The 13,364-nt window shown below is 39.7% G+C and carries 13 protein-coding genes and 2 tRNA genes; 9 read left to right on the forward strand and 6 right to left on the reverse strand.

Going from position 1 to position 13,364, the window contains the following annotated elements:
* Positions 1–2 precede the first annotated feature (2 nt).
* The 6 genes from I6F44_RS13440 to I6F44_RS13465 all read left to right on the forward strand — a co-directional run bounded on the left by I6F44_RS13440 (position 3) and on the right by I6F44_RS13465 (position 7,272).
* Positions 3–79, forward strand: a tRNA-Arg gene (locus I6F44_RS13440).
* A gap of 116 nt (positions 80–195) precedes the next feature.
* Positions 196–272: transfer RNA gene (locus I6F44_RS13445), tRNA-Arg, on the forward strand.
* 593 nt (positions 273–865) lie between these two features.
* Positions 866–2,041, forward strand: coding sequence for an exo-beta-N-acetylmuramidase NamZ family protein (locus I6F44_RS13450; protein ID WP_197173939.1), 1,176 nt, complete (start codon positions 866–868; stop codon positions 2,039–2,041).
* A 9-nt stretch (positions 2,042–2,050) separates the two neighbouring features.
* On the forward strand, positions 2,051–3,709 hold the full coding sequence (gene pbp4b / locus I6F44_RS13455; RefSeq protein ID WP_197173940.1) for a penicillin binding protein PBP4B: 1,659 nt from the start codon (positions 2,051–2,053) through the stop codon (positions 3,707–3,709).
* A 191-nt stretch (positions 3,710–3,900) separates the two neighbouring features.
* On the forward strand, positions 3,901–5,277 hold the full coding sequence (locus I6F44_RS13460; protein ID WP_007583783.1) for a Na+/H+ antiporter NhaC family protein: 1,377 nt from the start codon (positions 3,901–3,903) through the stop codon (positions 5,275–5,277).
* 252 nt (positions 5,278–5,529) lie between these two features.
* Complete coding sequence (locus I6F44_RS13465) at positions 5,530–7,272, forward strand: potassium/proton antiporter (RefSeq protein WP_024607631.1); 1,743 nt, start codon at positions 5,530–5,532, stop codon at positions 7,270–7,272.
* 187 nt (positions 7,273–7,459) lie between these two features.
* Here I6F44_RS13465 and I6F44_RS13470 read toward each other — a convergent pair whose 3' ends face one another.
* From I6F44_RS13470 to I6F44_RS13495, 6 genes are all read right to left on the reverse strand, one after another.
* A complete protein-coding gene (locus I6F44_RS13470; protein ID WP_197173941.1) occupies positions 7,460–8,065 on the reverse strand; it encodes a hypothetical protein in 606 nt (201 codons plus the stop codon).
* Between the two features lie 40 nt (positions 8,066–8,105).
* Complete coding sequence (locus tag I6F44_RS13475; RefSeq protein WP_197173942.1) at positions 8,106–8,420, reverse strand: STAS-like domain-containing protein; 315 nt, start codon at positions 8,418–8,420, stop codon at positions 8,106–8,108.
* A 2-nt stretch (positions 8,421–8,422) separates the two neighbouring features.
* Positions 8,423–9,391, reverse strand: a complete 969-nt coding sequence (locus I6F44_RS13480) for a hypothetical protein (protein WP_197173943.1) — start codon at positions 9,389–9,391, stop codon at positions 8,423–8,425.
* A 174-nt stretch (positions 9,392–9,565) separates the two neighbouring features.
* Entirely contained in the window at positions 9,566–10,189 is a 624-nt protein-coding gene (locus I6F44_RS13485) for a hypothetical protein (RefSeq protein ID WP_197173944.1), read from the reverse strand.
* Positions 10,176–10,784 (reverse strand): sigma-70 family RNA polymerase sigma factor, encoded by a 609-nt coding sequence (locus I6F44_RS13490; RefSeq protein ID WP_231612842.1) that lies wholly within the window; start codon positions 10,782–10,784, stop codon positions 10,176–10,178. Before I6F44_RS13490 ends, I6F44_RS13485 begins: the two co-directional genes overlap by 14 nt.
* A gap of 14 nt (positions 10,785–10,798) precedes the next feature.
* Entirely contained in the window at positions 10,799–11,434 is a 636-nt protein-coding gene (locus I6F44_RS13495) for an energy transducer TonB (protein WP_197173945.1), read from the reverse strand.
* A 155-nt stretch (positions 11,435–11,589) separates the two neighbouring features.
* Here I6F44_RS13495 and I6F44_RS13500 point away from each other — a divergent pair, with 155 nt between their 5' ends.
* The 3 genes from I6F44_RS13500 to I6F44_RS13510 all read left to right on the forward strand — a co-directional run bounded on the left by I6F44_RS13500 (position 11,590) and on the right by I6F44_RS13510 (position 13,200).
* Complete coding sequence (locus I6F44_RS13500; protein ID WP_010555494.1) at positions 11,590–12,096, forward strand: DUF3087 domain-containing protein; 507 nt, start codon at positions 11,590–11,592, stop codon at positions 12,094–12,096.
* Positions 12,097–12,141: 45 nt separating this feature from the next.
* Entirely contained in the window at positions 12,142–12,591 is a 450-nt protein-coding gene (locus I6F44_RS13505; protein WP_197173946.1) for a low molecular weight protein-tyrosine-phosphatase, read from the forward strand.
* A gap of 99 nt (positions 12,592–12,690) precedes the next feature.
* Positions 12,691–13,200: a hypothetical protein gene (locus I6F44_RS13510; protein WP_024607634.1), complete on the forward strand. Its 510-nt coding sequence runs from the start codon at positions 12,691–12,693 to the stop codon at positions 13,198–13,200.
* The last annotated feature ends 164 nt before the right edge of the window (positions 13,201–13,364 follow it).

The following is a 13,364-nucleotide window of genomic DNA, read 5'->3' on the forward strand; positions in this document are numbered from 1 at the left end:
GTGGGTGCATAGCTCAGCTGGATAGAGTACTCGGCTACGAACCGAGCGGTCGGAGGTTCGAATCCTCCTGCGCCCACCACTTTCATGTTTTCATACGCTTTTAAAGTGTAAGAAAAATAAACCGATGGAAATCGGTTTTTTTATGTCTGAATTTATACGCTCTGCTTAGAGTTTAAATAAGCAATCTATGAAAGTGGGTGCATAGCTCAGCTGGATAGAGTACTCGGCTACGAACCGAGCGGTCGGAGGTTCGAATCCTCCTGCGCCCACCACTTTCATAAACAAGCCGACATTAAGTCGGTTTTTTTGTGCCCGAAATAAAGTGAAATGTATACTACCACTCCTGTAGCCGCAGAGCTTGCTCGCGTGAGAAGCGATAGCTTCTATTCTCCCCTCAAAATATAATTTATAAGATTTTATTCGTTGGCAACGCCAGAAATAAGTGATTTATTCACAAAGAGGTTAAGAGGCGCTGCGCTTTTAGAGGTAGTAATAAAGCTAAGCTAAACTAATAAACCCGGGCTTATGTCTTCTCATTTACTTCTCTTTCGCTTCTCTTTGTGTAATAGATCTTTAAGTGGTTCATTGACCAAGAAATTAAATAACTAGAAGCGTTTAGCTCTAAGAAGGTTAAATACGGTCTTTAAGCTTAAAATGAGAGGTGGTATTTTCAAGTAAAACTAGCTCTAATCTTTAAATCTAAACTCCGAGTTTATTTATCCGTTGTAGCCGCAGAGCTTGCTCGCGTGAGAAGCGCCAGCTTCTAATCACTGTATCTGCTCAAGCCCACTTAACCCTTTTCTAAAGCTGCTCTTTAATATTACCTATGTTATTTTAAACGCCTTGTTTAAAAGGATATTGCAGTATGTTTAAAACCCTATTTATTACGTTATTTTTTATTTTTAGCGCTACTCTTATTTCCAGCGCACAAGCCAACGAAGCTAATAACTCACTTGTGGTAGGTGCGCAGCAATATGCTAAATATTTACCACAGTTAAAAAATAAACGCGTAGGGCTAGTAGTTAATCAAACATCAATGGTAGGGCAAACTCACTTAGTAGATGCGCTGCTGACTAAAAATATTAATATAACTAAAATTTTTGCACCTGAGCATGGCTTTCGCGGCGATCATGATGCGGGCGCGCATGTAAAAAATGCCGTTGATAGCAAAACCGGTATTCCGCTTATTTCTATTTATGGTAAAAATAAAAAACCAAGCCAAGCTGCTTTAGCTGATGTTGATGTGATTATTTTTGATATTCAGGATGTGGGAGTGCGCTTTTATACCTACATAAGCTCTATGCACTACATGATGGAAGCCGCTGCAGAGCAGGGGATAGAATTTTTAGTACTCGACAGACCCAATCCAAATATTGCCTACGTTGATGGGCCAATATTAGAGCCAGAATTTAAATCGTTTGTAGGCATGCACCCAATTCCTGTGTTACACGGTATGACCGTTGGCGAACTTGCCAAAATGATCAAGGGCGAGGGCTGGATCAATAAAGCGCCCGATTTAAAATTAACCGTGATCCCTGTTGATCATTACACTCGCAAAAGTACTTACAGCTTGCCTGTAAAACCCAGCCCTAACTTACCTAACGATCAAGCCATTGCGCTTTACCCGTCGCTTTGCTTTTTTGAAGCAACACCTATCAGTATTGGTAGAGGCACCGACTTTGCATTTCAAGTAATTGGCTATTCGCCAGTTGCATTAGGTGATTTTAATTTTACACCGCGCGCAATTAAAGGGGCTGCTTTAAACCCTAAATTTAAAAACCAAGCCGTGCAAGGGCTCGATTTAAGACAAGCAAATATCACAGGCCTAAATTTAACTTACTTAATAAATGCGTACACGGAGCTTAGTAAAAACAACATCTCGTTTTTTGAGCGCGCTGACTTTATGGATAAACTAGCGGGTACTAATAAATTGCGCTTAGCTATTGAAGCAGGTCAATCAGAAGCGCAAATAAAACAAAGTTGGCAGGCGGGGCTTGCGCAATTTAAAGCGCAAAGAGCGCCTTACTTGTTATATAAATAAGGGCTAAGCATGTTTATTGCTTTAAAAAATCAAAGGTGTAGTTATATAAAAAAAGTATTTATAGCTACGTTAAGCCTTATTGTTGTGGGTTGTAGTACACCACCTGAGCCTATTAGCTCGGTGCTACCACTTACAAAGAGCCAACTTGTAGAGCTGCCTAATGCACAAGTGGTTGTAACGTTTCCTGAGGTAAATCCAAGTAGCCGGTTTTATGTAAATAACCGAGGAACGTTTAAAGCTTACAAAGGGCGCGGGCAATTATTAATACAAAACCACAACGCACAAAGCGCCGATATTTATATTAATAATCAAAAGCTCGACGTTAGCCAACTGAGCGCCAACACTCTATACAATTACAGTTTGGCAAAAAATACTCACAATGGTGTTAATACCTTTAAAGTTGAAAATATTCTCCCTGTTGGCGCAAGTTTAACGCTGCGTTTTGCATTTCCTACTTTAAGCGATGAGCCAATAAAGCACATAGATTTTAGTGAAGTAGATGCATTAATTGAACGCGATGTAAAAGCGGGTTTTCCTGGGGCTGTGTTGGCCGTTGTCAAAAATGGTGAGCTAATAAAATTAACTGCCTATGGCGATGCAAAGCAATATCAGCAAAGTGATTTAATGCTACTTCGTCCAGAGCCCATGCAAACTAATACCTTGTTTGATCTTGCCTCAAACACCAAAATATTTGCCACCAACTTTGCACTTATGAAATTAGTAAGCGAAGGGTTATTGGATATAAATAAACCCGTGCAAAGCTACCTAAGCGAATATAAAGGCGAAGGCCGAGCAAAGCGCACAGTAAAAGATTTACTCACTCACAGCGCCGGATACCCGCCAGTATTTGACTTTCACCGTAAAGATGGCAGCAATGGCGACGCGTTTTATTCGCAAAACAGTAAAACCACCAAACAGCTATTACTTACCAGCGTGCCTTTTAGTAGTAAATCATCTGGGCAGCATGTTTACTCAGATATTGATTACATGATTTTAGGTGTGCTAATTGAGCGTATTACAGGGCAGCCCCTTGATGAATACCTAGAGCAGCAAGTGTATGCGCCACTAAAATTAACTAACACGTTATTTAATCCACTTAAAAAAGGCTTTAAGCCGCAGCAATTTGCAGCCACTGAGCTTAGCGGCAACACGCGAGACGGGCGCATTAAGTTTGATAATGTTCGAACTGGGGTTTTACAAGGCCAAGTGCATGACGAGCGCGCTTACTATTCTCTTGATGGTGTAGCAGGGCATGCAGGATTATTTAGTAATGCTCACGACTTAGCCGTGCTTTGCCAGCTATTATTAAATAGCGGTGGCTACGGCGACCAACAATTATTTAGTGCAAGCGCCTTAGCGCAATTTTTAACGCCGCAATCAAGCGACGAAACCTACGGGCTTGGCTTTAGGCTTGCTGGTAACAACCAAGCAAGGCGTTGGCACTTTGGCCCTTATGCAAGCGCACAAGCATACGGGCACACAGGTTGGACGGGTACAGTGACCGTAATTGACCCCGCTTACGACTTGGCTATTGTTTTACTTACCAATGCTCGCCATAGTGCAATTAAAGGCTCGCTAAAACGTTACGAATTTACAGGCAAACAATTTGAAACCGCACAGTACGGATCGGTAGTGTCGCTTATTTATGAAGCGTTACTAAATCAATAAGCTATCGTATAGGTTAAAACGTACTAACTGTGCCACCTTAAGTGATTTATTTACAGGTGACTTGAGTAAGCCAATCCATTAAGCTAAGCGGTCTATAAAACTAAGCCGGTTTATGTTGTTAGGCTTAACAAATAAGCGTTAAAACGCGTACAAAGCGAGGTTTACTCGCTAATAATTAAGGTTAACTTTTTATGCATTGGTATTCTATTTTACCGCCGCTAATTGCGATTGCTATCGTGTTTTGGCGAAAAGAAGTAATTATGGCGCTACTTGTTGCTGTTGCTTCTTCTGAGTTTTTACTCGCCTTTCAGGGCGAAGGTAATAGCTTGTTTGACACTTTTTTAAATACCATTGAACGTATTATTTCGGTTGCTAGTTCGCCAGGTAATACACGCATATTAATATTTAGTATTTTAATTGGTGCACTGCTTGCCTACATTCGCGAATCTGGCGGCGTTGCAGCAACTGTTAATATGCTAATGAACAAAGGCATTGCAAAAAGTAAGCGCCAAGTGGGCTTTTTAACCATGTTTACCGGCATTGCGGTGTTTATAGAATCTAACCTGAGCGTACTTACCTCGGGTATTTTATCGCGTGGCTTGTTCGATAAATTTAAAATGAGCCGAGCGCGTCTAGCTTACATTATTGACAGCACCAGTGCGCCAGTGTGTATTTTAATACTACTTAACGGCTGGGGCGCATTTGTACTTGGTTTGTTAGGTAACTACGAGCTAGGTGAGTCGGCTGTATCGGTATTGTGGGGCAGCGTAGGGTATAACTTTTACGCCATAATTACCCTTGTTATTGTTTTTTACACCATCGCGTTTGATAAAGTGCACGGCCCAATGAAAGAAGCCGAAGAAAAACTAGAGCTTCAAACAACCGACTTAAAAGATGAAATAAAAGCCTCTAAAGCGCGTTACATGTTAATCCCGCTTATTACGCTCATTACCAGCATGGTTGGCTTTATGTATTACACCGGTAATGGTGTGTTGGCAGAGGGTAGTGGCTCTAAGTCAGTATTGTACGCAACGGTTTTAGCCATTGTTGTCGCTTACTTTTTAATGATTGGTTCTCGTAAATTTACGCACCATCAATTAGTTGATACCGGTTTTAAAGGTATGGGCGAATTAATGCCGCTAGTCGCTATTGTACTGCTTTCGCTTACACTTGGCGCAAGCTTAAAAGAGCTTGGTACTGGCGTATTTGTGGCGTCACTTGTTGGTGACTACTTACCTATTTACCTAATAGTACCGGTGCTGTTTTTAACCGGCGCGGTTATGTCGTTTACTACAGGTACATCGTGGGGTACGTTTGCTATATTAATCCCAATTGGTGTGCCACTTATTCAAGCGCTAGGTTTACCGCCATCGCTTGTTGTAGGTGCTATTTTGGGTGGTGGTATATTTGGCGATCATTGCTCGCCTATATCCGACACCAGCGCTGTATCGGCTATTGCATCGGGATGTGACTTACTCACCCACGTTAAAACGCAGCTACCGTATGCCTTATTTGGTGGTGGCCTTACGTTTTTAGCGTACTTAGTAACAAGCATTATTGTTTTGTAAAATTTGATTATTTAAATACTCAAAAGCCTGCTTAATCGCAGGCTTTTTTGTTTTAAAAATAAATAAAGCTAATTAAGATAGAGCCAAGCAATACCAAACTCAAAGGCTCTATAGTTATTAGAAAAACTATTTAATTATAGACTTAAGTACCCGTATTTATATTTTTTAGGTTATTGTATAGCATGAGCTTTAAGCTTTTTGATAGCTGGCAATTCTTACTTTTCAACTCATATAAGGCTGTAAATCCACACTATGTTTGCAATTGATAATATCATTCTCGTTAGTGCCATATTAATTTTACTAGGAGTGATCTCGAGCAAGTTATCTGCACGCGTTGGCTTACCTGTGCTGGTACTATTTTTACTTGTAGGCATGCTCGCAGGTGAAGACGGTATTGCAGGTATTTCATTCGACAACGCAGAGGCCGCACATGCTTTGGGTACTCTTGCGCTTGCCATTATTCTATTTGATGGCGGCTTACAAACGCCTACCAGTTCAATTAAACAAGTGTGGAAACCCGCGTCTGCTTTAGCAACCGTCGGGGTGTTATTTACCGCTGTAATTACAGGCCTTGTGGCCACTTATATTTTAGACCTGCCCATATTACAAGGTGTTTTACTGGGTGCCATTGTTGGCTCTACAGATGCTGCAGCAGTGTTTGCGCTTTTACGAAGTGCGGGTATTCACTTAAACAAAAAGCTTAAATCTACGCTTGAAATAGAAAGTGCCTCGAACGATCCAATGGCTATTTTTCTAACAGTTGGATTGCTCGAAATGCTCGTTAACGACATGCCAATAGGGCTGGATTTACTACAGTTATTTGCTCAACAAATGGGTGTTGGCGCTATTTGTGGTCTTTTAATTGGTAAGGTATCGGTTTGGTTTATTAATCGAATTAAACTAAATGCATCGGGTTTGTATTTAGTGATGGTAACCGCATTTGGACTGCTTTCTTTTGGCCTTTCTGCAACGCTCGGCGGCAGTGGATTCTTAGCTGTATTTATAACGGGTGTTATTTTAGGTAACAGCAAATTTGTATATAAACGCGGTATTTTTCTTTTTCATGACGGCTTAGCATGGCTTGGGCAAATAACCATGTTTGTTGTATTAGGACTTCTTATTAATCCGTCGTCATTGGTTGACGTATGGCTAGAAGGATTGCTTATTGCACTGGCGCTCATTTTTGTTGCACGCCCATTAGCGGTAGCGCCTATTTTAAAACTGTTTGGCTTTAATAATCGCGAAACCCTGTTTGTATCTTGGGTCGGCCTTAGAGGCTCAGTACCCATTATTTTAGCTATATTCCCACTACTATTTGGCCTTTCAGGGGCTGAGCTTATTTTTAATGTTGTTTTTTTCGTGGTGTTAATTTCAGCCACGTTACAGGGCTCAACAATGCCTTGGATGGCTAAAAAACTAAATTTAGTAGAGCCGCCGCCCGACCTAGCCGCTGCAACACTCGAAATCACAGCCCTAAACGATATTGATATAGAAATTGTAGAATACACCTTAAGTGACGTTTCTCGGGTTTCTGGGCGCAGCTTGTCACATGCCGCACTTCCTGAGAGCGTGGTTGTTGCTATGATCACACGGGGTCCGTCAATCATACCGCCACGAGGTTCAACTAAGTTAAAAGCAAATGACCACTTATTTGTTGTTTTAAAACCAGATAACAGACCTTTTGTTGATTTAGTTTTTACAGCAACCGATAAAACAAACCATCAAGATAGCCACTTAGCGCACAACGAACTTAAAGTGAAAGGGGTAACGTTGGTAGGCGATATATTTTACTCTTATCACATGCAAATAGACGCGCCAGAAGAGATAAGCTTGGAAGAAGTGATCAACCAAAAGCTTTCAGGAGAAGTCAGTAAAGGCGATATTGTTGTTATTGGTAATGTTCAAATACGCGTTATAACAATGGTGCATACACGCATAGTTACCATTGGCTTAAAGTATTTAAATAATCCAGAAAAGCGACTTTTAAAGCAGTAATCATTAACAATGATTTATTAAGTGGTGACAGCACATTTATAGCGTACTTGGTAATGAGTATAATCGTTTTGTAAACTAAAATAGTTTAAACAGTCAAAAGCCTGCTTAATCGCAGGCTTTTTTATTTTTATAATTGATTGGATGAAAATGGCTAAGTGAAACAAAGGACTTAATTTTATATAATAGCTTAAGAGCGAATAAAACTTTTCGTAATTTTATATGTTGGTTTATATGTGTGATTATAATTTTCATAAAGCGCAGATATATTTTTTCTACTGAGATCTAAAATATTCTGAGTGTAAACCGTACAATCAGATTGACTTATATTTTTTATATATTCGCAATTAAGAGTTAACGCAGAGTAGTAGTTATTCAAAACTGATTTATCGATATCAACATTTCGCTTGTGTAAATCTGTATTTCGATTATTCAAAGTTTCAAATTTTGCCATTACTAACATTAAATAACTTTGTGGATCTTGTTTATCTACTTCACCTAACCAAAAATCAACTGCCAACTTATCAAGCTCTTCATACATTTTAACAATAGAGTCTAGTATTGCTTTACTTTCAGATCTTGTTGCTAATTTTTTTGCATTCAGATAAAGGATTCTCCATCCAATGAGCACTAAAATTGTGGGAATGAGTATGTTTATGTGGTACTCAGAAAACCAACTATTTTTGGGTTTAGCTATGTCGTAGTTTTCAATATTGATGATCTTACAATTAATTGTATTGCTTTTGTTATATGTATTTTCGAGGAGCTTCAATTTTGTATCTGTTGATTCAGTCATAATTTTATCAACTTTAAACTATTAATAAGAGAGTTATGGATTAAACATTACGTGCAGCCTCGATGAATGTTCTCACTTGTTCATCATATAGTCCCATACGGTCTACAACTTTAATGTGGGCTTTTAAGTAGGAAGGATCAATTCCTTTCCTTACTAAACCTCCAAACGCTTCTTCAAGAAAAGATGAACCTACGCCAAGTGATATTTTAGAAAAATCTATAGTTAAAGAATCTCCGTTATTTAATTTTGGCAGCAATAACTTTTCGCGAAATTCTTCGGCGCTAAACTGACTATCAGTTTTATATCGACCAAAGGGGGTTTTCGAAAACTCTTTCGCAACATCAATTACCATCATTACTACTCCTCACCCAGCTTGGGTTTTAGTGTCCACTCGATAAGTGTTCCACCAAAAAAAGTTGCTAACATATTTACTTGGGGCATTACCATACCCCGTGAGTACTGATATTTAACTCCACCACTATATATTAGTAAATTATCTGTTTCTTGACAAAGGCGACCGACAGCTCTTTTCATATCTTCTGAGCCGTTGCCTCTTCCTCCTCTGTTAAATCTGCTACCTCCAATAGTGAAGGCTTTTATCATTGCTTCTTTATTTTCAATTTGTATCAGAGGATTAAGTTTATTATAGCTCTCCATTAAAGACTGTGGAATACCAACACCAAAATCACATATGATAAAAACCCATTCATGCTTTAAGTAATCATACCACGCGCATTGCCACCATCGTCTGCCCATCTCTCTAACTAATAACTTTTTAGAACTATTAGTTTTTGGCTCTTCGATACTACTAAGCGGATCATTATAAGCATGATGATGAACATTTAGCATTGCCTCACCGATTGCCGTACTAAGTAACTCATACTGTATAGGATCAAACTCTGTTTTATCAGCTAGCATCAAACTTGTAGTAATAGCATGTTTAAAAGGGTTGTTAGATGACTGAAAAAATGCTTCTTGATCGACTAATTCATCTAATTTAGATAGCTCACCAGAATGAAGTGCTCTGGCCAGACCCGTTTTAACTATGTATCTGTACCCCTCTGAGTTATTGGACTCTTTCGGGAAGATACACATGACTTGTTTTGGGTTTCTATTCATAAGCTGACAAGTGCTAACTGTTGCGAATAAAAGTACAGAAGCAGCTGCTGTAATTAACTTAACTTCTCTTAAGTCGAGTGTAACAAGCATACCACTTTTAGTAACTGTATTATCGACTTCTTTAATTAAGGAGTATGTATCTTTTTGCAAATCTTGCCTGTAAATACATAATTCAGAAGGGGCTTTAATTACTGCTCTGATTGTCATGATCTAATAATGTTCCATTTATTATATTTACTACTTTCAGGATATGTTATTGTCTAAAATAAAATAAAGCCAGTTAAGGAAAGTGGAAGTTTGATCGCTTGTATTATTAATATCACACAGTTAACCTTTGAACTCAATTAGTAAATTGAGTAACTTAATTATATTGTTAACCACCTAAGCCCCACACTGCCTAACCCCAGCTCCCGCATGTTTTAATGCAATAATTTGCCCTTTACCGTTATGCGCCATAGCGAGCATATCACCCGTATTTATATTACTTTCTACCGCATGTTTACCTTTTAAATCACTCAACAGCGAATGCTTTATTTGCACTAGCACCTCGTCATTACAGCTGGCTATGTACCAGTCGTTATCTACCTTTACTAGCGTACCGTATTCTATGTGGCGTTGTTGGTGGCGGCGTAAATCGTTAGCTAATTGGCTGTCGAGTGCGTGTTTTTGCTCTGTAAAGGTGCTTGCGTAGCTACCTGCTTGATTTATTTCGTGTGTTTTAATAATTGAATAGTCGTGAATGTCTATAGTGTTAAATACGCTGTTAAGTACGGTTTTAGGCTTTGTATTTATTACGTTGTTATTATCAAACACAATAAAAGCGAACACACTCAGTGCGCAGGCAAGGCTGGTTAGCTGCAGCGTAAAGCCGAGCTTTTTAGGCTTTATGTGCGTGGCTTTTTTAAGTAACGATTTTTGCTCATCACTTGTAAGTGTTATGCGCGCTTTTCGCTCTTTGTAGTGTTGTGTGAGCTTTTGATCAAACGGCTCATCAGGCTTGTTCATTGTTTGCTCCTAATAAACGTTTAAGGTTTTGCTTGGCATAGCGCAGCCTTGTTTTAATGGTCTCAAGGCTGCTTTGCGTTATAAGTTCTATGTCGGTGAGCGAAAAGCCTTCTTGTTGTAATGTAATGGCTTCGCGCTGTACAAAGCTGAGTTGTTTTAGGGCGGCGTCGAACGCTTTATAACTTATGTTTGAGCTGCCTATATTCAAGTTATCTATATGCGAGTTTCCACTAGTTAAGTCGTTTTCGCTTTTATCATTTTGTGCTGCTAAATGCGTGTTTTCGTCAAGCTCTACAAAGCGTTGTTGCCTGCGGTATTCGTCAATGAGTGTGTTGCGGGCAAGTTTAAACAGCCACGCTTTGGGTGTGGTTTGGGCTTGGTAAAGGTGGCGTTTTTCGATTACTTTTAGCCATGTTTGTTGGCTTACGTCGTATGCTAAATGCGTATTAGATTGCGTAACAAGGTAGTGGTATAGGTCGTTACTGTAGAGGGCAATAAGCTGCTCTAAGTAACGATTGTCGCCACTTTTTGCGTAACTTGCCATGCAGTCCTTGCTTGGCGTTTCAAATAACCATGACTTAATACTTAGTAGCATAGGCGTTTAGTCCGTTAAATAGAGTTATCTAATTTAAAATCGAGCTGTACGGTTTGACCTGTTTGTAATTGTGCCACACCTTCAATTACTTTGGGGCGATATTTCCAGCGTTTAATGGCTCTTATTGCTTCGCGGTCAAAGGTACGTTTTGGCTCGGCGTTAATAACTACTGGGTCGATTACTTCACCGGTGGGCGAAATACTAAAGCTTAGTTGCACCCAACCTTCAATACCATCGCGCGCTGCTGTGGTTGGGTATTTAGGGTTTATGCGCACTATGGGGGTTGCATCCCCTGTTGGACGATTAATGGTGTTGTTAATGTCGCCACCAAAATCGTCAATTGTAATCGGCGTAAAGTCGCTAATTGCCAACACAGGATCGGCTGATGTATCAAGCGGTGGAGCTTTTTGCGGCACTTTAGGCATTGGCGGTGGCGGCTGTATTTTTTGTATATGCCTGACTTTTGAATCCTCAGGTGCCTGAAAAATCTCTACTATAATATCGCCCCCTGGTTTAACCGGTGCGCGTTGCTCGCCACTTATTAAATATTGCATAAACGCAAAAGCTGCAAAGGTCATTGCGGCGCCGCCAATAACGGCAGTCGATGTTTTAATAAATACTGGGTTGTTAGGTACTTCAAGTGTGTGCATAAGCCGCTCCAAATTTTATTGACCACTACAATTAGGGTATTTTCAAAGCTATAACGGGTGGCAAATCAAAAAGGGGTGAAATAATTTTATAAAAAATGTGGGGTTTAGTTACAATAGCCATTCGCAAATATTAAAACTTAACTTTTTAGGCTGTTATGCAACTCATTGAAATAAATAAAGCGCGTTACCGTAAACATTTAAACCGTGTTATTGCAGGATGTGGTATTGGTTTGGCTGTAGGCAGCTTGGCTATATCGCAAACGCTGATTGCTTTATTTCCTGATGAAAGTGGTAGCCACTTTCATTGGAACTTAATAGGTGTTGCTATTACTAGCGTTGGGCTTGCGTGGTTACTTCATAAATACCGTACACATACGTTTATGACAGAAGTTGTTTATGTGTGGGAGCTTAAAAAAGCACTTAATAAAATAACCCGTAAAATGGCTAAGTTAAAAGCTGCTGGCCGTGAAGGTAATGCCGATGCGTTATTAGCGATTCATTATAGCTACGCGGGCTCTCGGTTATTGTGGCAGTTAGACGATAACCTAATCACTATGGACGATTTAGCCATTAAACAAGCTGAGCTTGAATCTGTTGCAGCGCAACATAACGTAACGCTTAACGTTGAAGATTACGAAGAAAGTATTTTAAAACAGTTTTAAAACAGTTTTAAAACATAGGTTTTTAAATTAGTTAGAGGAGCCTTAATGAAAAAAGTACTCATAGTTTGTTTAGGTAATATTTGCCGCTCGCCAACTGCAGAGGCGGTATTAAAAGCCCGTGCTAAAAAGCTCGGCGTTAACGTTAAAGTTGATTCGGCAGGGACTATTGGTTACCACGAAGGTAAAACGCCTGATAGTCGCTCAATGGCTGCAGGCGAAAAACGTGGTTATAGTTTTAAAGGTATTTATTCGCGTAAAGTACGTACAAGCGACTTTACTGAGTTTGATTTAATTTTAGCGGCCGATACACAAAATTTAACTGATTTAACAGCCCAGTGCCCTGAGCATCTACAGTACAAATTAGCGCTGTTTTTAGAATATGGCGAGCAAGCCCAAAGCGCTATTCCCGATCCTTATTACGGCGGCGATGATGGCTTTGAAAATGTGCTCGATTTAATAGAAGCGGCTAGCGATAAAATACTCGCTAAAATTTAATCCCTATTTTATTACTAAAGCTAAATTTAACGAGCTTTTTGTCGTATTGCACAGTGTCCCTAAAGTAAGTACATTTTATACTTACTCAAAGGGAACTTTATGAAAATAAAAATATTACTACTCACTTTATCTATCGCTTCTTGTTCTACTTTTGCTAACGATGTTAGTTTTTCGATTGGGGGTGGCTATCCTTACTTAGTTATTCCTGAAGTGTCTTTGTCGGCTAACGACGACACACAACGCTGGTATGCAAACTATAAACTAGGCCTTGATGATGGATTTTCTGCAGGTTTTGAACAAGCAGTAAGCGATAACAAAAAGCATGCTTTTGGCGCGCTTGTGGGCGCTATTGGTGCAAGAGATACAGACCAAGAGTGTGAAGGTTCAACTAATGATGTAGCAACTGACTTTGCTAATACGCTAGGTTGTGTAATTGGCGGAATTTTTGATGAAGAAACAACAAACGGCATAGGGCTTACGTACAGCTATAACTTTAATGGACTGAACAGCGCTGGTTTTAGATTAGAGCTAGATGTGGGCTATGGTAAAGCAAGCGACAGCAACGAAAAAAGAGCCGATGGCGGTATTAGCGTAAGTTACGAATTTTAACTACGTAGAATTTGTATTAGTTGGTATTAAAAAAGGCGCATAAAGCTGTCTCTTGATCACAAGTCTGACTCAAGAGATTTTGCTAAATCGTAGCCTTCCAGGATGGCTTGTAACTTAAGCCATCCTTGCCATAACACTTTCACAGATGCACGCCCTGTGCGCTT

Source organism: Pseudoalteromonas sp. NZS11_1, assembly GCF_015864275.1.
GTDB lineage: Bacteria > Pseudomonadota > Gammaproteobacteria > Enterobacterales > Alteromonadaceae > Pseudoalteromonas > Pseudoalteromonas arctica.

Excerpts from the sequence above, each read along its gene's own strand:
- I6F44_RS13495 (WP_197173945.1), bottom strand. The coding sequence starts at position 11,434 with ATGCACACACTTGAAGTACCTAACAACCCAGTATTTATTAAAACATCG.
- I6F44_RS13510 (WP_024607634.1), top strand. The coding sequence starts at position 12,691 with ATGAAAATAAAAATATTACTACTCACTTTATCTATCGCTTCTTGTTCT.
- I6F44_RS13480 (WP_197173943.1), bottom strand. The coding sequence starts at position 9,391 with ATGACAATCAGAGCAGTAATTAAAGCCCCTTCTGAATTATGTATTTAC.
- I6F44_RS13505 (WP_197173946.1), top strand. The coding sequence starts at position 12,142 with ATGAAAAAAGTACTCATAGTTTGTTTAGGTAATATTTGCCGCTCGCCA.
- I6F44_RS13475 (WP_197173942.1), bottom strand. The coding sequence starts at position 8,420 with ATGATGGTAATTGATGTTGCGAAAGAGTTTTCGAAAACCCCCTTTGGT.
- I6F44_RS13500 (WP_010555494.1), top strand. The coding sequence starts at position 11,590 with ATGCAACTCATTGAAATAAATAAAGCGCGTTACCGTAAACATTTAAAC.
- I6F44_RS13460 (WP_007583783.1), top strand. The coding sequence starts at position 3,901 with ATGCATTGGTATTCTATTTTACCGCCGCTAATTGCGATTGCTATCGTG.
- I6F44_RS13470 (WP_197173941.1), bottom strand. The coding sequence starts at position 8,065 with ATGACTGAATCAACAGATACAAAATTGAAGCTCCTCGAAAATACATAT.
- I6F44_RS13490 (WP_231612842.1), bottom strand. The coding sequence starts at position 10,784 with ATGCTACTAAGTATTAAGTCATGGTTATTTGAAACGCCAAGCAAGGAC.
- pbp4b (WP_197173940.1), top strand. The coding sequence starts at position 2,051 with ATGTTTATTGCTTTAAAAAATCAAAGGTGTAGTTATATAAAAAAAGTA.
- I6F44_RS13450 (WP_197173939.1), top strand. The coding sequence starts at position 866 with ATGTTTAAAACCCTATTTATTACGTTATTTTTTATTTTTAGCGCTACT.
- I6F44_RS13465 (WP_024607631.1), top strand. The coding sequence starts at position 5,530 with ATGTTTGCAATTGATAATATCATTCTCGTTAGTGCCATATTAATTTTA.
- I6F44_RS13485 (WP_197173944.1), bottom strand. The coding sequence starts at position 10,189 with ATGAACAAGCCTGATGAGCCGTTTGATCAAAAGCTCACACAACACTAC.